Origin of the sequence: Pseudomonas sp. TH43, assembly GCF_016650635.1 — a bacterium.
Lineage (GTDB): Bacteria > Pseudomonadota > Gammaproteobacteria > Pseudomonadales > Pseudomonadaceae > Aquipseudomonas.
Map to the genome: position 1 here is coordinate 198,972 of NZ_JAEKFI010000005.1, position 26,106 is coordinate 225,077.

General features: G+C 59.1%; 21 protein-coding genes. 6 read left to right on the forward strand and 15 right to left on the reverse strand.

The window, feature by feature from the left end; translation table 11 throughout:
* Window positions 1-33: 33 nt before the first annotated feature.
* A complete protein-coding gene (gene pap, locus JFT81_RS28440; RefSeq protein WP_201230963.1) occupies window positions 34-1,548 on the reverse strand; it encodes a polyphosphate:AMP phosphotransferase in 1,515 nt (504 codons plus the stop codon).
* 264 nt (window positions 1,549-1,812) lie between these two features.
* On the opposite strand from pap, the gene mnmC reads away from it, so the two are divergent.
* Window positions 1,813-3,795 (forward strand): bifunctional tRNA (5-methylaminomethyl-2-thiouridine)(34)-methyltransferase MnmD/FAD-dependent 5-carboxymethylaminomethyl-2-thiouridine(34) oxidoreductase MnmC, encoded by a 1,983-nt coding sequence (mnmC, locus tag JFT81_RS28445; protein WP_201230964.1) that lies wholly within the window; start codon window positions 1,813-1,815, stop codon window positions 3,793-3,795.
* Here mnmC and JFT81_RS28450 read toward each other — a convergent pair.
* Window positions 3,792-8,591, reverse strand: coding sequence for an NEL-type E3 ubiquitin ligase domain-containing protein (locus tag JFT81_RS28450; protein WP_201230965.1), 4,800 nt, complete (start codon window positions 8,589-8,591; stop codon window positions 3,792-3,794). The two genes, mnmC and JFT81_RS28450, sit on opposite strands and share 4 nt — an antisense overlap.
* A gap of 296 nt (window positions 8,592-8,887) precedes the next feature.
* Here JFT81_RS28450 and JFT81_RS28455 point away from each other — a divergent pair, with 296 nt between their 5' ends.
* From JFT81_RS28455 to JFT81_RS28470, 4 genes are all read left to right on the forward strand, one after another.
* Window positions 8,888-10,660: an N-acetylglutaminylglutamine amidotransferase gene (locus JFT81_RS28455; protein WP_201230966.1), complete on the forward strand. Its 1,773-nt coding sequence runs from the start codon at window positions 8,888-8,890 to the stop codon at window positions 10,658-10,660.
* Between the two features lie 3 nt (window positions 10,661-10,663).
* A complete protein-coding gene (gene ngg / locus JFT81_RS28460; RefSeq protein ID WP_201230967.1) occupies window positions 10,664-12,412 on the forward strand; it encodes an N-acetylglutaminylglutamine synthetase in 1,749 nt (582 codons plus the stop codon).
* Between the two features lie 164 nt (window positions 12,413-12,576).
* Window positions 12,577-13,767: an osmoprotectant NAGGN system M42 family peptidase gene (locus JFT81_RS28465; RefSeq protein ID WP_201230968.1), complete on the forward strand. Its 1,191-nt coding sequence runs from the start codon at window positions 12,577-12,579 to the stop codon at window positions 13,765-13,767.
* Window positions 13,768-13,937: 170 nt separating this feature from the next.
* Complete coding sequence (locus JFT81_RS28470) at window positions 13,938-14,165, forward strand: YheU family protein (RefSeq protein ID WP_003192759.1); 228 nt, start codon at window positions 13,938-13,940, stop codon at window positions 14,163-14,165.
* A gap of 5 nt (window positions 14,166-14,170) precedes the next feature.
* On the opposite strand, the gene csrA is transcribed toward JFT81_RS28470, so the two are convergent.
* From csrA to JFT81_RS28485, 3 genes are all read right to left on the reverse strand, one after another.
* Window positions 14,171-14,356: a carbon storage regulator CsrA gene (csrA, locus tag JFT81_RS28475; protein WP_201230969.1), complete on the reverse strand. Its 186-nt coding sequence runs from the start codon at window positions 14,354-14,356 to the stop codon at window positions 14,171-14,173.
* Window positions 14,357-14,494: 138 nt separating this feature from the next.
* Window positions 14,495-14,827 carry a YnfA family protein gene (locus JFT81_RS28480; RefSeq protein ID WP_201230970.1) on the reverse strand — a complete coding sequence of 111 codons (333 nt, stop codon included), beginning with the start codon at window positions 14,825-14,827 and terminating at the stop codon, window positions 14,495-14,497.
* A 63-nt stretch (window positions 14,828-14,890) separates the two neighbouring features.
* A complete protein-coding gene (locus tag JFT81_RS28485) occupies window positions 14,891-15,706 on the reverse strand; it encodes an SDR family oxidoreductase (RefSeq protein WP_201230971.1) in 816 nt (271 codons plus the stop codon).
* 324 nt (window positions 15,707-16,030) lie between these two features.
* On the opposite strand from JFT81_RS28485, the gene JFT81_RS28490 reads away from it, so the two are divergent.
* Window positions 16,031-16,189 (forward strand): DUF3309 family protein, encoded by a 159-nt coding sequence (locus tag JFT81_RS28490; RefSeq protein WP_169432680.1) that lies wholly within the window; start codon window positions 16,031-16,033, stop codon window positions 16,187-16,189.
* A gap of 74 nt (window positions 16,190-16,263) precedes the next feature.
* Here the strand turns inward: JFT81_RS28490 and JFT81_RS28495 are convergent, their stop codons facing one another.
* The 10 genes from JFT81_RS28495 to JFT81_RS28540 all read right to left on the reverse strand — a co-directional run bounded on the left by JFT81_RS28495 (window position 16,264) and on the right by JFT81_RS28540 (window position 25,682).
* Entirely contained in the window at window positions 16,264-18,357 is a 2,094-nt protein-coding gene (locus JFT81_RS28495; protein ID WP_201230972.1) for an LTA synthase family protein, read from the reverse strand.
* Between the two features lie 306 nt (window positions 18,358-18,663).
* Window positions 18,664-19,269, reverse strand: coding sequence for an START domain-containing protein (locus JFT81_RS28500; RefSeq protein WP_201230973.1), 606 nt, complete (start codon window positions 19,267-19,269; stop codon window positions 18,664-18,666).
* Between the two features lie 41 nt (window positions 19,270-19,310).
* Window positions 19,311-19,565, reverse strand: a complete 255-nt coding sequence (locus JFT81_RS28505; protein WP_201230974.1) for a YkgJ family cysteine cluster protein — start codon at window positions 19,563-19,565, stop codon at window positions 19,311-19,313.
* 166 nt (window positions 19,566-19,731) lie between these two features.
* Window positions 19,732-20,202 carry a translation initiation factor 2 gene (locus JFT81_RS28510; protein ID WP_201230975.1) on the reverse strand — a complete coding sequence of 157 codons (471 nt, stop codon included), beginning with the start codon at window positions 20,200-20,202 and terminating at the stop codon, window positions 19,732-19,734.
* A 78-nt stretch (window positions 20,203-20,280) separates the two neighbouring features.
* Window positions 20,281-21,720 (reverse strand): PLP-dependent aminotransferase family protein, encoded by a 1,440-nt coding sequence (locus JFT81_RS28515; protein ID WP_201230976.1) that lies wholly within the window; start codon window positions 21,718-21,720, stop codon window positions 20,281-20,283.
* A gap of 202 nt (window positions 21,721-21,922) precedes the next feature.
* Window positions 21,923-22,735 (reverse strand): OmpA family protein, encoded by an 813-nt coding sequence (locus JFT81_RS28520; protein WP_201230977.1) that lies wholly within the window; start codon window positions 22,733-22,735, stop codon window positions 21,923-21,925.
* The gene (locus JFT81_RS28525; protein ID WP_201230978.1) at window positions 22,732-23,088 is read right to left on the reverse strand and encodes a DUF4398 domain-containing protein; all 357 of its coding nucleotides are present in this window, start codon (window positions 23,086-23,088) and stop codon (window positions 22,732-22,734) included. The genes JFT81_RS28520 and JFT81_RS28525 overlap by 4 nt, the downstream gene beginning before the upstream one ends.
* Before the next feature lie 9 nt (window positions 23,089-23,097).
* Entirely contained in the window at window positions 23,098-23,922 is an 825-nt protein-coding gene (locus JFT81_RS28530; RefSeq protein ID WP_201230979.1) for a transporter substrate-binding domain-containing protein, read from the reverse strand.
* An 80-nt stretch (window positions 23,923-24,002) separates the two neighbouring features.
* Entirely contained in the window at window positions 24,003-24,932 is a 930-nt protein-coding gene (locus JFT81_RS28535; RefSeq protein WP_201230980.1) for an FAD-binding protein, read from the reverse strand.
* Window positions 24,933-25,682 carry an electron transfer flavoprotein subunit beta/FixA family protein gene (locus JFT81_RS28540; protein ID WP_201230981.1) on the reverse strand — a complete coding sequence of 250 codons (750 nt, stop codon included), beginning with the start codon at window positions 25,680-25,682 and terminating at the stop codon, window positions 24,933-24,935. It abuts the gene before it with no gap.
* Between the last annotated feature and the right edge of the window lie 424 nt (window positions 25,683-26,106).

Sequence of the window (26,106 nt, forward strand, 5' to 3'; positions counted from 1 at the left end):
AATCATTCACCCCGCGTATGCGCGCCCATCGGTTCAGTCCTTGTGCTTTTTGGCCTTCTTGTCGGACTTCTCGAACGCTTCTTCGAGCGCGCGGTTGATCGTGCGCAACACCTTGACCCGGGCCCAGCGCTTGTCGTTGGCTTCAACCAGCGTCCACGGGGATATTTCCGTGCTGGTGCGGTCAACCATGTCACCCACCGCCGCGCGATAGGCATCCCACTTGTCGCGGTTGCGCCAGTCATCTTCGGTGATTTTAAAGCGCTTGAACGGGATCTCTTCACGCGCCTGGAAACGCTCCATCTGTGTGTCCTTGTCGATGGCCAGCCAGAACTTGACCACGATCACGCCCGCGTCGGCGATCTGCTCTTCAAAGTCATTGATTTCACTGTAGGCGCGCAACCAGTCGGCCGGGCTGCAAAAACCCTCGATCCGCTCCACCAGCACACGGCCATACCAGGAACGGTCGAACACCGTGAACTTGCCGCGCGCCGGCAGGTGCCGCCAGAAACGCCACAAATACGGCTGCGCCCGCTCCTCCTCGGTCGGCGCGGCAATCGGCACGATGCTGTACTGACGCGGATCGAGAGCCGCCGCGACCCGGCGAATCGCCCCGCCCTTGCCTGCTGCGTCGTTACCTTCAAACACTGCAACCAGAGCATGGCGACGCATGCGCTTGTCGCGCATCAGCCCGGACAGCCGCGCCTGCTCGGTGATCAGTTGTTCTTCGTAATCTTTCTTTTCCAGGCGCTGGGTCAGATCGAGGCTGTCGAGCAGGTTCAGTTGATCGACAGCGGTGCCCAGCGGTGCAGCGTTGACCTCTTCACTGTGCACATCCGGACGCTTCAGCGCGTTTTGCAGGCCCTCCAGCAGAATCTTGCCGACCGCCAGACTGCGGTAGTTGGCGTCCACTCCCTCAATAACGTGCCACGGCGCGTAGTCGCGACTGGTACGGCGCAGCACGCGCTCACCGTATTTGACGAACTTGTCGTAGGTTTGCGATTGCTGCCAGTCCAGCGGGCTGATGCGCCAGCTGTGCAGCGGGTCATCGGCCAAGGCCTTGAGCCGTGCCTTCATCTGTTTTTTGGACAAGTGGAACCAGAACTTGAAGATCAGCGCGCCTTCATCGCAGAGCATTTTTTCCAGACGCTCGGCAGCATTGATCGCCTGATCCAGACGCGGGTCCTTGAACAGACCATGCACCCGCCCTTGCAGCATCTGGCTGTACCAGTTGCCAAAGAAAATCCCCATCCGCCCTTTGGCCGGGAGCATTCGCCAGTAGCGCCAGGCCGGTGGTCGCGCCAGTTCTTCGTCGGTCTGCTGATCGAAGGTGCGCACCTCGATCAGGCGCGGGTCCATCCACTCGTTGAGCAGTTTCACCGTCTCGCCCTTGCCGGCGCCTTCGATGCCGTTGATCAACACGATCACCGGGAATCGCTTCTGCTGCTGCAACTCGAACTGGGCTTCCAGCAACGCTTCACGCAACGCGGGGACGGCAGCCTCGTAAGTTTCTTTGTCGATGGCGTGACCGATTTCAGCAGATTCAAACATTGCACGGCTCCTTCCAGGATTCAGCAAGACTAGCGCATTGGGCACGGGCAAGGCGGAGAAATTCCCCTGACTCTTGTGCGGACTGGCAACCCTTGAATTGCATGACAAACCTGACTTGCATGGAAACCCTTGTGGTGAGGGGGTTATCGGTTCAGGTCTTGAATCACCCATTGTCCTTGAGCTTGCAAACCCAAGCCTTGCCATGGATCAAGCACCCCTCGCCCAATCGGCTAGAATGGCCGCCTTGTCGTTGCCGAGCCTGCCATGAAGCCCGTATTGCCCCACGCCCAACTCGATTGGGATGACCAGGGACGCCCGCGTTCGCGAGTGTTCGATGACGTGTATTTTTCCGACAAGTCAGGTCTGGATGAAACCCGTTATGTGTTCCTCGAACAGAACCGGCTGGCCGAGCGCTTTGCCGCGTTGCCAGCAGCGGGCCGATTGGTCATCGGCGAAACCGGCTTCGGCACCGGGCTGAATTTTCTCTGCGCGTGGCAATTGTTCGAGCAACATGCAGTCGCCGGTGCGCGCCTGCATTTCGTCAGCGTCGAAAAGTACCCGCTGAGCCCTGCCGACCTGCAGCGCGCCTTGGCGTTATGGCCGGAACTCAAGCCGCTGGCCGATCAGTTGCTCAAGCATTACGTGGCCATCCATCAAGGCTTTCAGCGCATCACCCTGGCCAACGGTCGCGTGACGCTGACGCTGCTGATCGGCGACGCGCTGGAGCAATTGCCGCAGCTCGATGCGCAGATCGACGCATGGTTCCTCGACGGTTTCGCCCCGGCGAAAAACCCTGACATGTGGACCGCCGAACTGTTTGTCGAACTGGCACGACTGGCGGCGCCCGGCTCGACCATCAGCACGTTCACCAGCACCGGCTGGGTGCGGCGTTTGCTCAATGCCGCAGGCTTCAAGATGAAGCGCACGCCGGGCATCGGCCATAAGTGGGAAATCCTCCGCGGCGAGTTTCTCGGTTGGCCCGCAGACGTTGCGCCGCCCGCTCCTGAAAAACCGTGGTTCGCTCGTCCTGCGCCCATTTCCGCTGAGCGTCGGGCGCTGGTGATCGGCGCGGGTCTGGCGGGTTGCGCCACGGCGGCGAGCCTCGCCGCTCGCGGTTGGCAGGTCAGTTTGCTGGAGCGCCACGAAGCCGTTGCGCAAGAAGCTTCGGGCAACCCGCAAGGTGTGCTGTACCTGAAACTGTCCGCCCATGGCACCGCGTTGTCGCAACTGATCGTCAGCGGTTTCGGTTACACCCGTCGTCTGCTCGAAACCCTGCAACGTGGCACGGATTGGGATGACTGCGGCGTGCTGCAATTGGCCTTCAATGCCAAGGAGGCCGAACGCCACGCTCAACTGGCAGACGCCTTTGCGGAAGATCTGTTGCAGTGGCTCGATCAGCCTGAGGCACAGGCCCGCGCCGGTGTCGCTCTGGCGCATGGCGGTTTGTACTACCCGGAAGGTGGCTGGGTGCATCCGCCTGCGTTGTGTCAGGCACAAGCGGCACAAGCGAACATCGAGTTGCTCAGCCATCACGAGGTGCTTGAGCTGCGCAAGGTCGATGAGCACTGGCAAGCCTTCGACGGCGAACGTCTACTCGCCAGCGCACCGGTGGTGGTATTGGCCGGCGCTGCCGAAATCAAACGTTTTGCACAAAGTGCCGAGCTGCCGCTCAAGCGCATTCGCGGGCAGATCACTTGTCTCGCCGAAACCGCGCAGAGTCAGGCATTGACCACCGTGGTGTGCGCCGAAGGCTACGTCGCCCCCGCCCGTTTGGGCGAACACACGCTCGGCGCCAGTTTCGATTTCAACAGCGATGACCTGACGCCAACGACTGCCGAACACCAAGGCAATCTGGCGATGCTCGAAGAGATTTCCAGCGACCTGGTCGCCCGTCTGCACCTCAATGAACAACCTGTCGAAAGCCTTCAGGGCCGCGCCGCTTTCCGCTGCACCAGCCCCGATTACCTGCCGATTGTCGGCCCCCTCGCCGACCGCGAAGCGTTCATTCAAGCCTACGCCGCCCTGAGCAAGGATGCGCGCCAGATACCGGACATCGCCTGCCCATGGCTTGACGGTCTCTACGTCAACAGCGGCCACGGCTCACGCGGCTTGATCACCGCGCCGCTATCGGGCGAGTTGCTCGCCGCGTGGCTGAACAACGAACCGTTGCCGCTGCCTCGCAGCGTGGCCGAGGCCTGTCACCCGAATCGCTTTGCCTTGCGCAACCTGATACGCGGCACGCGTTAACGCAGCGGGCACACATTGCTGGAACGCACGTCCTGCTGTTCCAGCGCCCGCTGGGTCAAACGCTCGAATTGCGCTTCTCGCGCCTGTCGATATTCGCTTTGCAGCGCATGCACATCACGCTGGTAGGTCGCAGAGTCAGATTTCAATGCTGCGAGCTTTTCCATCAGCGGGTCAGTCGCGGCCGTGAAGTCCTGTGCAAAGTGCTGCTTGAGATGGCGGCGCCAGAAGTTCTGCCGTACCAGAAAAGCTTGCAGAGAAGCCGACATTTCACCCGTCGTTACGTCGGCTAGGGCATCGGCGAGGTCCTCCGCGGTGACGCCGCCCACCTGCGTATACGTGATGTTTTTCGGCTGCCCCGGCAGATCCAGCGAGTCCGCCAGCCCCTTGCGAAACGCCAACCGCACGCCGAGCCGGTCAACAACGTTACGGCGCTCACTGAAAAGATCGGCATAGGTATCCAGTCGGTCGAGCCGAAACAGCCCACGCCCCAGCGCGATCAACATTTTGTCGTCCAACCCGGTACTCCCGGACGCGCGCAACGCATGGTCGATGATCACACTGACCTCCATCTCGCTGAAGGTAAACGCCGCCGCATCCACGCAGTTGGGCTCCCCCTCCGCCAGCGCAAACAGCAGCCCGCGCAGTTCACTGTCGGCAGCGGCGGCCTCCAGCACCGCCCACACCCGCCGCACCATTTCCTGATGAACCAGGCGGTTGTCCTTCGCGTGCACCAGTTGATAGAACACTTTGAAAAAGTCACTTGAACGCCAGTCGTCCTTGAGTGCCTGCCAGGTCGCCGAGCGTTCCAGATACCCCTCTGCCGTGTCCGCCGCCAACCAGACTTCACGAGCACGCTGATCACTCAACAGGCCGATTTCGTCCTCCAGATAGCCCATGCCCACGCCGGTACGCTCGCGGTAAGCCTGCAGTGCCCGCTGGCTCTGAGGCGCCAATGGATTAAGGCGCAGATTGATTTTCTCGGTCAGTGCGATCGGTGCCTCAAACAGTTCAGCGGGCAGCGTCTGGATGTCGTTTTCGCGCAAATCCGCTTCCTCAAGGCGTAACAATGTCAACAACCCCTGCGGCAGCTGCCGGGCCCGGGTATTGCGCAGGTTCAACTTGAGCAAAGCCTTCAACTGGCTGACATCCGGTGTATCGCCCAGCGGGTTATCGCTCAGATCCAGCACGTGCAAACCGCACATGTGCGCGAGCTTTTCGGCGGTGTGGGCGTTCAGACCGAGGGCGTTGTCGTGCAGACTCAGATTTTGCAGCAGCGTCATGTGCGACAGCACTTCCGGCAGCCGAGTGATGCTGTTTGCGTCGAGTTCCAGACGCTTTAGCCCCTTGAATGCCTTGAGAAAATAGCCGACGTCATCGGCCAACTGCATGTTCTGCAATGACAGACGTTGAACATGGCCGAAATCTACTTCGCCGCTAAACGCTGGCAGGTTGCCGACCCGCATACCGTCCAGCTTCAGGCCCGGCACGGGCACGTTGTCCTCACCCGCGAGAAAGGTCTGATGGCGCCAGCAGTTCTCCAGCTTCAAGGCAACGCTTTGCCGCGCTGCCTGATACTGCTTCGGATCACCCGGCAGCTTGGCCATTTGCGCCTCATCGAGACTCCAGGCCTTGAGTTCGGCACGTAGTGTTTCCAAGCTCAATTGGCGCTTGCGCAGCGCCGTGGCGCGTTCGAGATGCGTGCTGCCCAACGCAGCGAGGTAGCTATTGACCTGCACATCGGTGAACCATGGATAGAGCTTTTTGAGTTTGCGTATCAGGCGCCGTGGATAGATCGGGGGAGAGTCGGCCGGCGCATCGGCAACCAGGCACAACGACAGATCCTGCGGCGCCGGTCGCGGTTGCCGCGCGATGATTCGCGCGCATTGCGCACGATCCGTCGCCTTCGCCGACAGACTGATCTGAAGCCGCTCGGCGTCTTTAACATTGCTACCGGCGATGCCCAACGCGCTGCGCTCGGCCGCTGACAGCGTCTGAATGACGGCCTGGTAAAAAGCATGCGGGCCACGCAGCAACGCTTTCGATGGCTGTTCTGGCGCATCGACTGCCTGATAGGCGTTGCCGATCTTCAATACCACGCGGTGATGGCTCGCCGACGATTGACCGGCACTGTCGAGCACGCTGCCCAGGCGATTGTCTTGCACCAACTCTATCCGCAAATCTTCCGGCCAACCGGGCTCCTCTCCGAGCAAGCCCAGCGCCAGCGTGCGCGTGCGTTCATCCGCCAACGCCGGCAAATTCAGGCCACTGATGGCACGGTCTACGCGGATCTCGGTTTGAGCCTCGCGCGCCTGCTGGCCAAGGGTCAACGGGATGCGCCGGGTCTCGCTCAGATGCGTCTGTTCAACACTACTGAGTCCAGCGCTCAACTCATCCAGTACAGAGACAGGCACGTCTGGATATTGCGCCTTGAGCAAGACCTGTTGCGCGCTGACTGCGCGATCATGCACCGGGTACAAACGCTGGAACAATGGCAGGGAATCTTCCTTCAACAATGCGCCGATGCGTCGCGCCAGCAAGGGCTCCGGCGCCCGCCCCGCAAGTGGCTCACCGAGCAACGCGTCAAGTTCTGCCGGATAGATCCCCTCAGCGGTCGTCTGCAGCAACTCACCGGCCTCCATCTGCGCCTGAGTGATGTGAATACTCAGTTCATCGTCATCCAGCGGTGGCGGCTCGGGGTAGCGTGAAATCAGCTCATCCGCTTTATCAAATACTTTGAAAAACCGGTTCTGCGGCCAGCCCGGCAGATCCGGTAGAGCCTGCAGTTGCAGCACGACATTCTCGGCGCTGGCAAAATTCGGTTGTTCCATTTGCCAGATGAAATCGCGAACCTCCTGCTCCAGCGCGTAACGCTGAACCATGTCATCAAAACGCGCTGAAACCCCTTGATGCCGCTCGGCCAGTTGCTGCAGGTGTTCAAGCGAGGTTTGCGTCAGTGCGCAAATCTGCTCCAGCCTTTCATCCGTCATCTGCGCGGTGCCGGGGTGCAAACGTCGCACGGCATACAGCAGATGCTGCCACTGAGCAGGATCCTCATGAATGTGCTGCCAGCCGCGACCGTTGTATTTCACGGGTGGTTGATAGTGCTCACGACTCCCTGGATGGTTGATTCGCCAGGCATCGAGGGTTTTATTGAAGCGCGCCAGATAAGCCGAATCGTCCATTATCAGGTAGTGCTCATCCTCGACCCGAAGCTGTTCGGGCTTCGTGGGCTTGATCTGCGCCGCCTGTTTCGGAGGCAAACGATAAGGTCGCAGGTTCGGTTTCCATAGCCGCGTCAGCCCATCGCGACTCGCCACTGGCTCGAAACCGTCAAAAAACTCAGGCGCGGAGGTCGCGGTGCCACGAATCGAATGGACGATCTTGCCCCCTACTGCAAACAACCCCATGGCGGCGAGGTTCTCCACAACAGAAAACAGGTGGGTCAATGCTTCACTCTTTTCACCCTCGCGCCAGTCCTGTACGCCCTCGTACACCTCGCTCAGTAGCTCGCCGACTGCCACTCCCATCATCAACTGACCCAGCACCGGCACGAAAAAACCACCGAGATTGCCGATGGCCAGGGCAATTTCCAGGCGTCGTTCTTCACGTTTGCGCTGTTCATCGGCGTCAAAGTCAGCTGTCGGCACCGCCAGGGTTCTTGAATCAATCTGCAGTTTCCCGACAAAACTGTTGAAAAAAAACTGCAAGAGCCCGGCAGTGACCGGTTTGAGTTTGATCTGCGTAGGCTTGCGGCTGGCAGCGAACGTCTTGAAAAAGGTGCCGTGGTCAGGTTGGCCAACATAGCGCTCAAACATCCGGGCGTAGGCTTTGACCTGTAATTTGAGCTCCAGGTAGATTCTGAAGTCGTCCAGCGACGGGTACTCGAACAGCCTCCGGTAGGTGTCTCCTGGCATATAGACCAAGCATTTGCCGTCTGTTTGTTGTGCAGAGCGGCCCGATAACACCAGCGCCCCCCAAATGCAGGTATCAAGCACTTCGAGGCTTTCCCAGACCAGTGGTTTTCCGTCATACACGGTCTGTCGCGCCGCGAGTCCTTCGCCACTTTCCGTCAATTCGAGCAACATCTGGTGCGCTGGCAGGCTGATATCGTTTTTCAGGTAGGCGAAGTGCGAGTCGACGCGCAATTCATGACGGTGCAAGGCGCGCAGCGTCTGCGCATCCGAATTGCTGACCCACTCATCCTGCACCGGCACCGAAAGGTCGATGGCTTCCTGCAAATGGATCTGATAGCGCTGGCCGAGATTGAGTTCACGGCAACACTTGGCAAAATCAGCGGCGGACAGTTCCGATACCCTGCGCGCTTTGCTGCCCCGACGAATCGAGCTCTCGTGCCCTAAATCCTTGCCCTGGGCCTGATCGGCAGAAAAGTTCTGCATGGCGGCCTGCAACAGGCTGAACTTTTCGGTGTAGGTATGGGCGATCCAGATCGCCGGGGTCTTGTTGGTGTTGAGTGTGTGCTTGAGGTGCACAATCCACAGGGAATCGTTGTACACATCCAGCTCCACGGCAAATTTTTCCTTTAGCGTGCTGGTCAACAATCGCGCGCAGAAAGGCTCGAGACCTTCGACCTTGCGCAGCAGTTTTTTCAGTTCGGCGTCATGCGGCTGCGCGTCCGTATAAGCACTGTGCACGCCGTCCATCCACGCCGCATCAGCCTTCATCAGCCATGACGGCAGCCGGTCTCGCAGCACGTGCGCCTTGTCCAGATCCCCGGTGATCTCCAGCAAACTGCCGAGACGCTGTGCGTCGGCGGTAACACTTCCTTGTTCGGACATACGCAAACTTCCTGGATGCAATAGCGAGCTGCACCGTAGCGCGTCGATCTTGCCGCCGGATAATCAAAATCCGGTTCGATTCAGCAGCGATCGCCGGAAATTTTGTATAGATCCGATAACTATGTACCGCACATTTTGCAAAACAGGCTTTTGCGCCAGCAAACGCCTGAGCACCGCTCGTCCTTATAACTTATCGATCTAAAACTCCTGAATTTCACACGGGTCAGTTTCTGAGTACCGGCCATGTCGGCCACTGAAGAAATACCCTCCCCAACGGAAAAACCGGTAAGGACTATATGTGCGGATTAGCTGGCGAGTTACGTTTTGATCATCAACCTGCAGACCTTGCAGCCATTGAGCGAATCACCCATCACCTGGCCCCCCGCGGCCCCGACGCGTGGGGCTTCCATGCCCAAGGGCCGATTGCCCTGGGTCATCGTCGCCTGAAAATCATGGACCTGTCGGATGGCTCGGCGCAGCCGATGATCGACAGTCAACTGGGCCTTTCGCTAGCCTTTAACGGCGCGATCTACAACTTCCCGGAACTGCGTGCAGAGCTCGAAGCGCTGGGGTACGCCTTCTATTCCGGTGGTGACACCGAAGTGCTGCTCAAGGGTTATCACGCCTGGGGTGAAGCGCTGCTGCCAAAGCTCAACGGCATGTTTGCCTTCGCCATTTGGGAACGCGACGCCCAGCGCCTGTTCATCGCCCGTGACCGTCTCGGCGTGAAGCCGCTGTACCTGTCGCGTACCGGTCAGCGCCTGCGCTTTGCGTCGGCGCTGCCGGCACTGCTGAAGGGTGGCGACATCAACCCGATCCTCGATCCGGTAGCGCTCAACCACTACCTGAACTTCCACGCTGTGGTGCCCGCGCCGCGCACGTTGCTGGCCGGTATCGAAAAGCTGCCGCCAGCGACCTGGATGCGTGTTGAAGCCGATGGCACCACCGAACAGAAAACCTGGTGGACCCTGCCCTACGGCCCACACGAGGACGAGAAAAATCTGACCCTCGAAGACTGGGTCGACCGCGTCCTCGACAGCACCCGCGAAGCGGTGGCGATTCGTCAACGCGCGGCAGTGGACGTTGGCGTGCTGCTCTCCGGCGGTGTCGATTCGAGCATGCTCGTCGGCTTGCTGCGTGAAGTCGGCGTGGAGAACCTGTCGACCTTTTCCATCGGCTTTCAGGATGCCGGCGGCGAGCGTGGCGACGAATTCCAGTATTCGGATCTGATCGCCAAGCATTACGGCACGCAGCACCATCAATTGCGCATCGACGAAAAAGAGATCATCGAGCAGTTGCCCGCCGCGTTCCGCGCGATGAGCGAACCAATGGTCAGCCACGACTGCATCGCGTTCTATCTGCTGTCGCGTGAAGTGGCCAAGCACTGCAAGGTGGTACAGAGCGGCCAGGGCGCCGATGAGCTGTTCGCCGGTTATCACTGGTATCCGCAAGTCGATGGCGCGGCCGATCCTTACACGGCCTACCGCAACGCATTTTTCGACCGCAGCTATGACGATTACGCTGCCACCGTACAGCCGAAATGGCTGACCGCTCATGACGCCGCCGGCGACTTCGTTAAGGAACATTTCGCACAGCCCGGTGCCAATGCAGCGGTGGACAAAGCCCTGCGTCTGGACAGCACAGTGATGCTGGTCGACGACCCGGTCAAACGCGTAGACAACATGACCATGGCCTGGGGCCTTGAAGCACGTACGCCATTTCTCGATTACCGACTGGTCGAACTGTCTGCCCGCGTACCGGGCAAATTCAAGCTGCCCGACGGCGGCAAGCAAGTGTTGAAAGAAGCCGCGCGTCGAGTCATCCCGAGCGAAGTGATCGACCGCAAGAAAGGTTACTTCCCGGTGCCTGGTCTCAAGCATTTGCAGGGCGATACGCTGAACTGGGTGCGTGAACTGCTGCTCGATCCGAGTCAGGATCGCGGCCTGTTCAACCCAGCGATGCTCGATAAATTGCTGACCGATCCGCAGGGCCAACTGACGCCATTGCGCGGCTCGAAACTGTGGCAACTGGCGGCCCTGAACCTTTGGCTCAGTGAACAAGGAATCTGATCGATGAAACCCCATGCCACGGCCATCAACCAACGCCTGATCCGCGGTCAGACACCGTCCTATGAACGCTTGCAGGCGCGTTTTGCCGAAGACGGCAGCGCACTGGCTGCCGATCCTATCGCCGTACATTGCGGTTGGGGCCGGTTGCTGATCGGCCACACCTTTCCCGACCCGGCCTCACTGGCGCGGGAACTGCTTAACGAGCAGCCCGGCGAGCGTGATATCGCCCTGTACGTCGCCGCGCCGCAGCAGATTCTCGGGCTGGAGCCGACGCAACTGTTTCTCGACCCGTCCGATACCTTGCGCCTGTGGTTCAGCGACTACCGTCAGGCCACCCGGGTTTTTCGCGGCTTCCGTATCCGCCGCGCACAGAGTGAGGCGGACTGGCAGGCGATCAATCTTCTTTATCAGGCGCGCGGCATGTTGCCGATCGATGCCTCACTGCTGACCCCACATCATCAGGGCGGCCCTGTGTATTGGCTGGCCGAGGACGATGACAGCGGCGCGGTGATCGGCAGCGTCATGGGCCTGAATCATCACAAGGCATTCAACGACCCGGAAAACGGCAGCAGCCTGTGGTGCCTGGCAGTCGATCCGCAATGCTCGCGACCGGGTGTCGGCGAAGTGCTGGTGCGGCACTTGATCGAACACTTCATGAGTCGCGGTTTGAGCTATCTGGATCTGTCGGTTTTGCACGATAACCGTCAGGCCAAAAGCCTTTACGCCAAGCTCGGTTTTCGCAATCTCTCGACCTTTGCGATCAAGCGCAAGAACGGCATAAATCAACCGCTGTTTCTCGGCCCGGGGCCAGAGGCGCAGTTCAATCCGTATGCGCGGATCATCGTTGAGGAGGCTCATCGGCGTGGTATCGATGTGCAAGTGGATGACGCCGACGCCGGGCTGTTTACCCTCAGCCACGGCGGCCGGCGCGTGCGTTGCCGCGAGTCGTTGAGCGATCTGACCAGCGCGATCAGCATGAGTCTGTGTCAGGACAAAAGCCTGACGCACAAGGTGCTGAAAGCCGCAGGTCTACAGCTGCCGTCGCAGCAATTGGCCGGTAATGCTGACGACAATCTGGCGTTTCTGGATGAACATCAACGGGTGGTTGTCAAACCCCTCGACGGTGAACAGGGCCAAGGTGTGGCGGTAGATCTGCAGAGCATTGAAGAGGTGCAGCAGGCCATTGAATCCGCCCGGCAATTTGACACTCGCGTGCTGCTTGAGAGCTTCCATGAAGGTCTCGACCTGCGGATTGTGGTGATCGGTTTTGAAGTGGTCGCCGCCGCGATTCGCAAGCCGGCAGAAGTGGTCGGTGATGGTCAGCATTCGATTGGCGCGTTGATCGAGGCGCAGAGCCGGCGTCGGCAAGCGGCTACCAGCGGCGAAAGCAAAATCCCGCTGGATCACGAAACCCAGCGCACCTTGCATGCGGCCGGTTACGACTACAGCAGCATTTTGCCGGCCGGCGAGCATTTGTTTGTGCGCCGTACGGCCAATCTGCACACCGGCGGAACGCTGGAAGATGTCACGGCAATTCTGCATCCGACACTGGTCGACGCGGCGGTGCGTGCGGCGCGGGCGCTGGATATTCCGATGGTCGGGCTCGACTTGATGGTGCCAGCGGCGGATCAGCCGGAGTACGTGTTTATCGAGGCCAACGAACGCGCCGGTCTGGCCAATCATGAGCCGCAGCCGACGGCGGAGCGGTTTGTCGATTTGTTGTTTCCGCACAGTCAGCCGGCTGTTTCTTGAATCCTTAGTGACTGGACTGACGCCTTCGCGAGCAAGCTTTGCTCCTACATGTCATTGCGCTCCCTGTGGGACAGGAGCACAGCTTGCTCGCGAAGACTGACTCGCATGCACCACACATTTTCCTCATCGAAACCATCGATGTGCTCAACCCATCTGGAGTTTCCATGACCCTTCAAATCCCCGAACCGGATCTGAACTACCTGCAAAAAGTCCTTCTGGAAATGCTCGCCATTCCCAGCCCTACCGGGTTCACCGACACCATCGTGCGCTATGTCGCCGAGCGCCTGGAAGAACTCGGCATCCCGTTTGAAATGACCCGGCGCGGCACCATTCGCGCCACGCTCAAGGGCAAAAAGAACAGCCCTGACCGTGCGGTGTCTGCGCACCTCGACACCATTGGCGCCGCCGTTCGCGCGGTGAAGGACAACGGGCGCCTGACCCTCGCGCCGGTCGGTTGCTGGTCGAGCCGATTTGCCGAGGGCAGCCGCGTCAGCCTCTTTACCGACAACGGTGTGATTCGCGGCAGCGTGTTGCCGTTGATGGCTTCCGGGCATGCATTCAACACGGCGGTGGACGAGATGCCGATCAGTTGGGATCACGTCGAATTGCGCCTGGATGCCTACTGCGCAACCAAAGCCGATTGTGATTCGCTGGGTATCAGCGTCGGTGACGTGGTGGCCTTCGATCCACTGCCGGAATTCACCGAAAGCGGGCACATCAGCGCCCGCCACCTCGATGACAAGGCGGGCGTTGCCGCGTTGCTGGCGTCGCTGAAAGCCATCGTCGACAGCGGCCAGGAATTGATGATCGACTGCCATCCGCTGTTCACCATTACCGAAGAAACCGGCAGTGGCGCCGCTGCAGCGTTGCCGTGGGACGTCAGTGAATTTGTCGGCATCGACATTGCGCCAGTGGCGCCGGGGCAGCATTCCAGCGAACACGCGGTGAGCGTGGCGATGCAGGATTCCGGCGGTCCGTATGACTATCACTTGTCGCGACATTTGCTGCGGTTGGCCAGTGACAACGAGCTACCGGTGCGCCGCGACCTGTTCCGCTATTATTTCAGCGACGCGCATTCGGCAGTGACGGCCGGCCACGACATTCGTACGGCGCTGCTGGCGTTTGGTTGTGATGCGACGCACGGCTATGAGCGTACGCACATCGACAGTCTGGCGGCGCTGAGTCGGTTGTTGGGCGCCTACATCTTGAGTCCGCCGGTGTTTGCCAGCGATGCGGCGCCAGCGAATGCATCGCTCGATCGCTTCAGTCATCAGATCGAGCATGACACGCAGATGGAAAGCGATACGCGGGTGCCGTCGGTGGACAGTCTGGTGGGGCAGCGTTCGGACAGTTAAATCATTGTTGGCAGAACCATCGCCTTCGCGAGCAGGCTCGCTCCCACAGGGAAACGCATTACAAATGTGGGAGCGAGCCTGCTCGCGAAGGGGCCAGATCAAGCAACACAAAACTGGCAGGCAACCGGCAATCGCCGTAGCATCCCGACATTGATTCAGCCGAGGTGCCCATGCTCATTCCCTACGACGCTCTTGAAGTCGACACCCTCACCCGTCTCATCGAAGATTTCGTCACCCGCGACGGTACCGACAACGGTGATGACACGCCGCTGGAAACCCGCGTGCTGCGCGTGCGCCAGGCACTGACCAAGGGCCAGGCACTGATCGTCTTCGACCCGGAAAGCGAGCAGTGCCAGTTGATGCTCAAGCACGACGTGCCCAAGCACCTTTTCGACTGAAACCTTCAGCGCGCTTTTTCCGCAGCCTGCTTGCGCTGGATCCGGTCATAGACCTCCGAGCGATGAACATTGACCTTCTGTGGCGCGTCGACGCCAAAGCGCACGCTGGAACCGTTGACTGACAAAACGCGCAGGGAAATGTCGTCACCGATGGAAATCAACTCACCAACAACACGGCTGAGTACAAGCATGAGGTTCGTCCTTCAGGGTTAGCAAACCCTGAAGATGCGCGGCTTGCCGGCGCGCCACAATGCACGGCCGGCAAATCAGTCTTGCCTTACACCTTCGCCAGCATTGAGCTGTCAGACGCTTCCCACAAAACCATCGATTCAGGCCGCAGAGAAGCGCGGCCCGAACAGAATCACGCTGGCGCCGATCACGCACAACGCCACGCCGATCCAATCCGAACCCAGCGGACGCACGCGCTCCACCACCGCCAGCCAGCCGATCGAAGCGACGATATAAATGCCACCGTAAGCGGCATAAGCGCGGCCGGCGTAAGCCGCTTCGACACGCGTCAGCAACAGCGCGAACAGGGTCAGGCTGAGCAGTGCCGGAATTACCCACAACGCACTTTTGCCCTGGCGCAACCACATATAGAAGGCGAAACAACCGGCGATTTCAAACAACGCCGCGAGGAAGAACCACAAATAATTGAGCATGCACACATCTCGGCAAGGTGACCCAGGCGGCCACCCTAACGAGGCGAGCACCAACGGGCAAGGTCAGCCGTTGTTCTGTTTGGCCTTGGCGCGCATTTTCTCGGCCATCGACGTCATTTCGTTATAGAGCAGTTGCGGGTTCTTCTGCTTGATCGCCCAGGCCATGCGCCCTTGTTCGTGGGGAAGGATCATGAATTCACCGGCGGCTACTTGCTGATAAATGTAGTCGGCGATGTCGGCGGCGGTGATCGGCGAACTTTCCAGCAACTTGCCAACTTGCGCTTTCATGGCCGGAGTCGGGCCACGGAAGGAATCGAGCAAGTTGGTCTGGAAGAAGGACGGGCAGACCACGTGCACGCCAACTTCCTGCTGCGCCAGTTCGATCAGCAAGCTTTCCGAGAGCGCAACCACGCCAGCCTTGGCCACGTTGTAGTTACTCATTGCCGGGCCTTGCATCAGTGCGGCCATGGAGGCGATGTTGATGATCTTGCCTTTGCTTTGTTCCAACAGCGGCAGGAACGCTTTACAGCCCTTGACCACGCCCATCAGGTTGATTGCGATCTGCCAGTCCCAATCTTCCAGCGACAGCTCGCTGAAGAAACCGCCCGAGGCCACGCCAGCGTTGTTGACGATGATGTCGATGCCGCCGAGCTTTTCTTCACAAGCCTGGGCGAAGGCCGTGAGCTGGCTGTAATCGCGCACATCGCAGCGCTGGATGAAACCGTCGCCGCCCGCCTCGCGAACCTGTTTCAGGGTTTCCTGCAAGCCGGGTTCGCTGACGTCGGACAAGGCCAGCTGCCAGCCTTCACGCGCCCAGCGCAGTGCGATTTCGCGGCCCAAACCCGAGCCCGCGCCAGTGATCATCATGCGATTTTGCATAGCAGACAGCCTTGTTGTTCCGGGGAAGATGCGCGGAGTGTAGCGAAGGTTCTGCGCGCGCCCACGCTCCATCAAGTTGCTGAATGGAGGATCAAAAGATCGCCGCCTGCGGCAGTCCCTACACCGATTCGCGCAGGCACTGTCGCAGGCTGCGATCTTTTGATCTTGCGCTTCAAACGAAATAAGCGAGCAATCCAAATACATTAAAAAAACATTGAATTTTCTTTCATTCGCACCGGTCGGATTTTGTAAGCCGTCTGGAAATTACTTACTCTCCAGCCGCCCTTTGAACACCAAGACTTCTCGAACTCTCTCAACAAGGAAATCGACATGGGCACAATTCTTATCATTATCCTGATCCTGTTGCTGATCGGTGGTCTGCCGGTCTTCCCGCACTCCAGAAGTTGGGGCTATGGTCCGTCGGGCATTATTGGTGTGGTGCTGGTCGTGCTGTTGGTGCTGTTGCTACTTGGCCGGATATAACGATCTAAGCCGCAAAAAAAAGAGGCCCTTTTCAGGGCCTCTTTTTTATCGCGCGGAGTTTATTGCACGAGCAATCAGTCCGGCTTGCCGTTAATCACACCGGCGGTGTTGTCCATCAGACTCTTGGTCGCTGTTTGCAGGAACGCCTCAAGCTTGAGTTTCAACTCGGCGGTGCGCGGAGCATCAGGAATGATCTCGGCACTTGGGTTGGCGCCCAACTGGTACTGATAGATCTTCGGTGCCATTTCTTTCTCTTTCGGCAGCACGAGAATCTGGTCAGCGGTGACGATCGCAGTGGTCTGCTCGCTGCCCGACGGCTTGATCACACCGAAACCGGTGTCGCCTTCCGGCAGGTTGAGCAGGTCACGGCCCCAGCACTGATGACGCACTTCGCCACCGAGACGACCCATGATGGTCGGCACGATGTCGATCTGCGTACCCACGGTGTGGTCACGGGTGCCGAACTTTTCCTGGATGCCCGGCGCGATCATCAGCATCGGCACGTTGAAGCGACCCAGGTCCATTTCGGTGATCTGGCGCTCGTTGCCGAAACCGTGGTCGCCGACGATGACAAACAGGGTCTCCTTGAAGTACGGCTCTTTACGCGCCTTCTCGAAGAACTGGCCCAGCGCCCAGTCGGAGTAACGCATGGCGGTCAGGTGTTCGTTGAGGCTGCCACGATCGGTTACGCGCTCGACCGGCAATGGCGTCGGCAAGGCATACGGCGTGTGGTTCGACAGGGTTTGCAACAAGGCGTAGAACGGCTTGCCGTTTTCCCGTGCCTTCAGCTCGACCAGACCGCGGTCGAACATGTCCTGGTCGGACACGCCCCAGGTCGGATCGGAGAACACCGGGTTGACGAAGTCGTTACGGCCAACGAAGTTGGTCATGCCCTGGTTGCTGAAGAAGCCCGACTGGTTGTCCCAGGCGAAGTCGCCGTTATAGACGTAGACGTCGTCATACTTGCGTGCGCTGAGCAGCTGCGGCAGACCCGACAGTTTGTGGCTGCCTTCCGGTGTCTGCATCAGGTATTCGAAACCCGGCAGGTTAGGGAAGCACGCCATGGTGGCGAACATGCCCTGGTGGGTATGCGTGCCGTTGGAGAAGAAGCGGTCGAACAGCAGGCCTTCTTTCGACAATTTGTCCAGATACGGCGTGATGTTGCCCGGCGCGCCCAAGGCACCGACGGAGTGACCGGCCATGCTCTCCATGAGGATCACGACAACGTTCTTGATCGGCAGGGTTTTGTCGGCGGGCGGCGTGTAATCACGGCGCACGGCGGCGATGTCAGCGTCGACCAGTTTGTCGTCCGGCATCACCAGCATCTCGCGTACCACTTTCTGCGCCTGTTCTTGCGGCAGTGTGGCTTTCCAGATGTTGTCGCGGTCTTCGCCCATGCGGTCCTTGGCAGCCGCGATCAGCGACAGCGTGCCGTTGAGGCCGAGCTGGTTGGCGAAGTTCGATTCGGTGGTGTAGACGTCACCCCAACGCAGCGGTGGGCCCTGACGCAGGGTGCCACGGGCGGCGACCACGCAGATCAGCAGGCAAACCACGAATACCCCGAGGCGCGCATACCACGGCGCGATCTGACGCGTGCCGACGCTGCCACCACTGAAAGGCCCGCGCGGACGCGTGGCGCGGTCGGCACCTTTGAATGCCAGGGTCAGAATGACCGTGCCGATGACCCACGCCAGCAGATAGCGCACCACCGGGAAACCGTACCAGAGCATGCTCATCACGGTTTTCGGGTCTTCTTTCACGTACTGGAACACCAGGCCGTTAAGGCGCTGGTGGAACTCGCGGTAGAAGTCCATCTCCATCAGGCCGAGGAACAGCGCGATGCTCGAAGCGACGGTGAGCCACAGACGGAAAAAGCCGCGCGCGGCCATGGCACGGGCGCTGAACAGCGCCAGCACCAGCGGAATGCACACGTAGACCACCAGGCGCAGGTCGAAACGCAGGCCGTTGGCGAAGGCTTCGAGGAAGGTCGAGGCCGGGGTGTCGAGGATCATCTCGCGGTTGTAGACCAGCAGCGCGAGGCGCAGCACGGAAAACATCACCATCATGACCAGCGCACAAAGCAGCGTGTAGGCCAGATGCGATTTGACGGTCGGTTGCAGCAGGCGACTGGAAGATCGCTGCTGATTCAGGGCGTCCGGGTTTGCCATGTCGTTTTAGGACCCATTGGAAGTTGAAGTTGCAAAAAATACAGCGGCGCCATGCCCTCTATTGGTCATTCCAGACCCCGGGGCGTGCGCGGTGCGCAAATGTTGCACGATCACCCGCACCATTGCCATTGATTACTGCCCTGCTGTCAGACACTTTCATTCAAGGCCGGAACAGCGTGTAAACAGTGCGGGCGGATTGTCTTGAACGCTTTGTGAAAATTTCGTTCAACGCATATCTGGAAACACAATATAGATACAAAACAAAACGCCCCGAATCGATCGGGGCGTTTTTGTGCAAAGCGTTGCTTACTTCTCGGCGCGCTCTTTCAAAGCTTTGAGGGTGTTGAACGGCGCATCCACCACGAACTTGTTGGCCACCATCGCCGGCACGCTGCCGCCTGGCTCAGTGTGCACTTGATAGGTCACTTCGACCTGGTCACCTTTTGGTACGAACTTCCAGAAACCTTTGACCTGTGCCACACGGATAAAACCTTTCTCTTCCGGAAGGTACTTAGGCACGCCTTCAAGGTTACGGGTCAGGCTGCCATCAGCGCCTTCAACGGTGGTGACGTGCAGCACCGAGTCACGCGGCGTGACCGGCCACGGCGTGTTGAACTGGGTGTAGGTCCAGCTCTGGTCGCCTTCGTGCTTGAGCAGTTTCTGGGTTTTGCACTCGTGAATCCAGGCGCAGGCGCCGGAAACGTCTTCTTGCAGTGCGCGCAGTTTGGCAACGGTGGTCTTCATCAGCGCGACACCCTGATAGGACTTGTAGTCCGAACCCGGCACTTCACTCAGAGAAACCTTGATGCCCTCTTCGTTCTTGGCAACCTTCCAGTCTTCCGCCTGAGCAACCGACGTAGCCAGCACAGCCGTCAAACCACACAACACAGCGATACGATGCAGCGAACCCATAGTCTTATTCCTTATTGTTGAAGTTCCGTTCGTTTGACACATCACGCCGCCGTCATTTGCTCCCACCAGCCGATCAGTCTGATCGCTTCTTCCGAACTGCTGCCGCAGACTTCGATGTCGGCAGAGAAGCCGGAACAGACTGCCGGGCGCTCCGGGCGGCCAAAAATGCTGCACAGGTTTTCGACCGAAAGTTGCACGCAACGTTCGCCGGCAGGTTTGCCCTGGGGCATGCCGGGAATCGGTGAGCTGATGGAAGGGGCAATGCAGCAAGCGCCACAGCCTTCACGGCATTTCATGACGAACAAATCCTCGCGACGGGCGATGTGTAAAAGAGACGCGGAACAGAGTAACCGCTAAAACGGCTGTTTAAAATTCCCTGAACCGGGCTTTTTACCGATAAGTGAATGTGACTGACCAGTCTCCGACAAAGCGTCTGGTCTGCGGGTCACAGACGGATGGTATTTACTGCTTGAATTCGAAATCCAACGCTGCGCCTTCCACTTCGCGGCGCTCATCGTTGCGCAGTTGCAACTGCATTTCGTTGCTGAGCAGACGGCCGTTAAGTTGAAAACCGCTATTTTTTTCGCCGAACATCTGCGGCAGGATTGGCTCGCGCTTAGGCAGGTCAATGGTTCCCTTGGGCTTCAGTTCTTGAACCATGTCCCTGGGCAGGCTGAGATCGAGTTTGGCCGCTGGTAATTTGGTTTTCGCTACTTCACTGGCGGGTTTCGACTTGGCAGCGATCGGTGGGCGTTTCTTGACGATTTTCTGTTGGGGCTTCTTGGCGGGCACTGCTTTTTTCACAGCCGCCGATTTTTTCGCTGTGCTGGTTGCGGCCGGTTTTTCCTGAACCGTGGCCGCCACAACAGCAGGCGCATGACCGATCATCAGCAAGCACAGCAAAACCCAGGTGGCAGGAAAAATCGCTTTCATGGACCCAACGAGTCTGACGGCAGAGGGCCATATGCTCGCTTGTTGGACGTCACAAGACAAGCGCGACCCTTCGTTCGTTCAGAATCCGCCAGCCGTTTCCTGACACAATTGCGTCGCCAGCAACCCCAGCGTCATCAACGCCCGCTCGGCCTCGCGGTTCCACGGAATGCCGCAATTCAGGCGGATACAGTGGTTGAACTGCTCGGTATTACTGAAGATCAGTCCCGGTGCAATGCTGATGCCCTGCTGCAATGCGCGAACATGCAATTCCTGGGTATTGACCCTCCCCGGCAGACTCACCCAAAGGATGAAACCGCCTGTGGGCCGGGTCATTTGCGTGCCTTCGGGGAAGTACTGCTGCACGGCCAACTGGAAGGCGCTGAGATTTTTTCGGTATTCCTGGCGGATGTACCGTAAATGCCGGTCATAACCGCCGTTTTCCAGATAAGCGGCAATCGCCATCTGCGTAACGCTGCACGCCGAGTGCGTGGTGAACGTCTGCAAGCGCTGGATTTCCTGCTGATACTTGCCGGCGATCATCCAGCCGATGCGCACACCGGGCGACAAGGTCTTGGAGAAACTCGAGCAATAGATCACCCGGTCCAGACGGTCGTAGGCTTTCAGCGCCTTGGTGCGCCCCTGCTCAAACATGAGTTCGCCATAAATATCGTCTTCGACGATCTGAATATCGAAATCCGAGGCTAGCCGCAGCAGCTGTTTCTGCCGCTCTTCAGGCATGGTGCCGCCCAGCGGATTGCTCAGGCGCGTGGTCAGCACCAGCGCCTTGATCGACCATTGGTTGGCCGCCAGTTGCAGCGCTTCAAGGCTCATGCCGGTGGCAGGATCGCTGGGAATTTCAATGACTTTCAGGCCCAGCAGATCGGCCAGCTGCAGGAGGCCATAGTAAGTTGGCGATTCTGCGGCGATCAGATCGCCCGGACGGGTAAGCACCCGCAACGACATTTGCAGGGCATCGACACATCCATGGGTGATCACCACCTCCGACGGATCGACTACCACGCCAGCGTCGCGCATGCGGATCGCCACTTGCCGGCGCAGCGGTTCAAAACCGGGGCTGAACATGTAGCTGAAAGCGCGCGGGCTGTGGAATCGGGTGACTTTGGCCAGTTGCTGGTGCAACGCACGCACTGGCAAGTAATCGACGCTGGGCACCGCTGCGCCCAACGGGAACACGCCTTCGCGGCGCGACTCGACCAGTACCTGCTGAATGATACTGCTGCGCGTGACCAGCCCCGGGCGCTCGACCCGGGCGATGTCCGGCGTCGGCGCGATCAGCGCGGGCGTCTGGTGTACGTAGTAACCGGACTGTGGCCGTGCGCGAATCAGCCCCTGATCTTCGAGGTTGGCATAAGCTTGCAATACCGTCGCATGGCTGACGTTGAGCTGCGAACTCATCTTGCGTACCGAAGGCACGCGTTCCCCCGGTTGATAGACACCACGGCGAATGTCTTCGGCCAGTTGCTGAGCAATACGTTGGTAGAGCAAGAGATTGGTCATGACGCAGCACTCGATTTCACGGGCATTTTATTCTTGTGTGAAACAATACCGGAACAGTTTAGAAGTGTACTGGGACAGTTGCCACTTTAGTCGACCATACAGTGCGGTGTCTGCCCCCGACTGTACTGATTTGCGAGCCATTCGACAGACGTAAAAAAGCCCGGTACTGCATGACAGTCCGGGCTTTCCAGAGACGCAACCCTTAGCGGGCGGCGCCGAGCTGGCCTTTTTCGTCGGAGAAGACGATTTCCACCCGACGGTTCTGTGCCCGCCCGCGCTCGGAAGCGTTGGCGTCCACCGGGTATTCGTCGCCGTAGCCTTCGACTTGAATGCGTTTGTCCTCGATACCCAGATCCATCAGCACGTCAGCCACGGCTTGGGCGCGATCGCGAGACAGTTTGAGGTTCTCCTGCTTGCCGCCAGTACTGTCGGTGTAACCCTCGATACGCACCACGCGTTTCGGGTTCAGTTGCAGGAACTGCACAATCTTCAGCACTACACGGTTGGCGGAGTTTTTCAGCTCGGCCTCGCCGGTATCAAACAACACGTCGCCGAGGGTCATCACCAGACCCCGGTCGGTCTGCGTGGTGGCCAGCGCAACGATCTGCTCTTCCAGCCACTTGCCCTGTTGCTGCACGCTCAGCAGTTTCGATTCCCGCAGGGCCAGTTGCAGGCGCTGACGCTCCAATTCGAGCTTGGCGATGCGTTCTTCGTTGAGCACCTGATTGGTGTGCTCGCGGGCGATTTCGCTGTAGCGCTGGCTCAGGTAGGCGTAATGCACCACGTCCGAACCGCTGCCCCAGTAGGTCGACAGGCGATCGGCACGGGCCAGGGATTCTCCGGCACGGATCACGTCTTTCGGCGCGATGCGCAGCACGTTGGAGTCTTCTTTGACTTTCTGGAAGTCAGCGCCCGCCTCTTGCAGAGCCGATTCGCTGTGTTGACCGGCGCAGCCGTAGAGGCTCGCGCAACCGGCGAGGATCAGTGCACCGATGGCTTTGGACTTGGGGCTCATTGGGCATCTCCCAGTTGCTTGCGCAGACGGACGATGCGGGTGTTGAGCACATTCACCTGTTCTTCACTTTTCTGGGTCAGCACTTTGGCTTCAGCCAAACGTGCATCCAGCTCGGCCTGCTCGGCACGCATGCGCGCATTGCGATAGGACTCGTCAGCCATATTGCCTTTGGCGCGGTCGTACTTGGCTTCGGCCAGTTTCATTTCCGGCACGTCGTCGGCAGTGGCACCGACGGCCTTGGCCTGGGTGATGGCCTGCTCGGTGAGGCGCATTTGTTCATTGGGTGCCGGATCGCTGGCGCAACCGGCCAGGGCCAGAACGGCCACAGCCGCGAAAAGAGGTCGAATACTCACTAAGAATCCCTACTGTTTTGGGGCACTGACAGGTTGTTGCTGCTGCGCCTTCCAGCGTTCGATATTGCGTTGCAGCGCGGCCTCTGTCAGTCCGGACGCGGGCAATTCTGTCATCTTTTTGGCCAACTGTCCGCGCAACCACGGATCGTTGCAGGCTGAGTTGTGGGAAACCGCCAGGAACAGCCCCGGCCGATCAATGGGTTGCTCAAACGCCAGCAGGTCGTTGGTCATCCCCAATGCCTGTGCGGCGGCCACGCCCGAATAGCGACCGGCGAGTACATATTCCACTTCGCCGAGGAGCAATTTCTGCAGAGCCTGGGTAAGGTTTGCTGTACGGGTGAGGGTCAGATTCTGCTCGGCGAAAGTGCCAAATGCCTGGGTAATCCGAGACTTTTCCGACAACGCACCCGCGTGTCCATGGAGGTCTTTGGCCTCGCTGTAGACCAGTGTCGAGCCTTTGCGCGTCCACACCAGATAGTCGTTTTGCAGCAGCGGCGGGTAAATGTAGTCGAGGTTTTCCAGCTCATTAAAAGTCAGCGGCGCGTCTGCCAGCATGTCCATGCGCCCGCTGCGCACTTCATCAAGGGCTTGCGAGCGTTTGCCGGCATAAAGTAATTCGACCTTGATACCGAGATCTTTGGCCACTTGTTGCAACAGATCAGCGCTGGCTCCGATCAACTGCTTGGGATTTTGTGGATCCTGCCACAGGTAGGGCGGCGCATCCGGGCTGCCAGTGACGACGAGGCGCTCGCACTTGCCGGCGGCCATAGCCAAACCCGGCAACAAGGCCAATCCCAGCAATACCGAGTAACGCAATCCGCAGCGCAGATCCATGGCAAAACGCTCCCACTCAAATCCGAGACAAAAAAAAGCCCGACCAAAAGGTCGGGCTCTTTATAAGTCAGGCTGCTGGATTAGACCAGCTTCTCGAACTCGGGTACCGCTTCGAACAGATCAGCCACGAGACCGTAATCGGCCACTTGGAAGATCGGCGCTTCTTCGTCCTTGTTGATCGCAACGATCACTTTGGAGTCTTTCATGCCGGCCAGGTGCTGGATCGCGCCGGAGATACCGACGGCAATGTACAGCTGAGGCGCAACGATCTTGCCGGTCTGACCGACCTGCATGTCGTTCGGTACGAAACCTGCGTCGACTGCCGCGCGCGAAGCGCCAACAGCAGCGCCCAGCTTGTCGGCCAGAGCGTACAGGTGTTTGAAGTTGTCGCCGTTCTGCATACCGCGGCCGCCGGAAACGACGATCTTGGCAGCGGTCAGCTCTGGACGATCGGACTTGGCCAGCTCTTCGCCAACGAAGCTCGAAGTGCCAGCGTTGTGCGCAGCACCAACCGCTTCAACAGCAGCCGAACCACCTTCAGCAGCAACCGGGTCGAAACCGGTGGCACGCACGGTGATCACTTTGATCGCAGCAGTAGATTGCACGGTAGCAATGGCGTTACCGGCGTAGATCGGACGCTTGAAAGTGTCAGCGCTTTCGACCGAGATGATCTCGGAGATCTGGTCAACGTCCAGCTGAGCGGCAACGCGCGGCAGGATGTTTTTGCCGTTGGAGGTCGCGGCAGCCAGGATGTGGCTGTAACCAGCGCCCAGCTCTGCAACCAGAGGAGCAACGTTTTCCGGCAGCTGATGCGCGTAAGCCGCGTTGTCAGCGTTGAGGACTTTGCTCACGCCAGCGATTTTCGCAGCGGCTTCAGCCACGGCGCCAGCGCCTTGGCCGGCAACCAGAACGTGAATGTCGCCACCGATTTTGGCAGCGGCAGCCACGGTGTTCAGTGTGGCCGGGGCCAGCACTTTGTTGTCGTGTTCAGCAATAACCAAGATAGTCATTTAGATTACCTTCGCTTCGTTCTTGAGTTTTTCAACCAGTTCAGCCACCGACTTGACCTTGATACCTGCGCTGCGTGCAGCCGGCGCTTCGACTTTCAGGGTCTTGTTGGTGGAGGCGGTGGAAACGCCCAAAGCGTCCGGAGTCAGCACTTCAAGAGGCTTCTTCTTGGCTTTCATGATGTTTGGCAGGGACGCATAACGCGGCTCGTTCAAACGCAGGTCGGTGGTGACGATTGCCGGCAGTTTCAGGGAAACGGTTTGCGCGCCGCCGTCGATTTCGCGGGTCACGGCAACGCTGTCACCGGAGACTTCGACTTTCGAAGCGAAAGTGCCCTGACCGTAACCGCTCAATGCAGCGAGCATCTGGCCGGTCTGGTTGTTGTCGCTATCGATCGCCTGTTTACCGAGGATCACCAGCTGAGGCTGTTCCTTGTCGACAACAGCTTTCAACAGTTTGGCCACGGCCAGCGAAGTCAGATCTTCAGCGGATTCGACGAGGATGGCACGGTCGGCACCCAGAGCCAGTGCGGTACGCAGCTGCTCCTGAGCGGTGGCCGGGCCGATGGAGACGACGACGATTTCAGTCGCAACACCTTTCTCTTTCAGGCGTACGGCTTCTTCCACTGCGATTTCGCAGAACGGGTTCATCGACATCTTGACGTTGGCGAGATCGACGCCGGAATTGTCCGCCTTGACGCGAACCTTGACGTTGTAATCCACAACGCGTTTGACAGCTACAAGAACCTTCATGGATTCCTCGTTACTCTCCGGTGAAAAGAAAGTCGCCTAGGCGAACCTGGCGGTTGATGCTCATCAGGCTAAAAGGGCACCTCTAAAAACGCCGACCTGGGTGCGGGGTGATTCACGTCGCGAAGCGCTGTGACCGTTCGTCAGTGGTGACTGACAAGTCATGAATCTTCACGCTGTGTAGACTGCGCGCCGAACCTGCGCTGCACATCACCTGCTACTGCCTGTGCCCTGTCTTTAGAGGTGCTCTTGAAACCGCCAGTCTGCCTACGACGAGCGCAAAACCGCCCGTATCTTGACCGGAACGCCTATTCCGGTCAATACGGCAAAATGGTCGTTCATAAGCCGCGCTTCTTTGATTTCTATGGGCTGGAGCCAATTCAAACAAACGTTTGTATTGGACGCTAGGAGTGGTGTAGATATAATG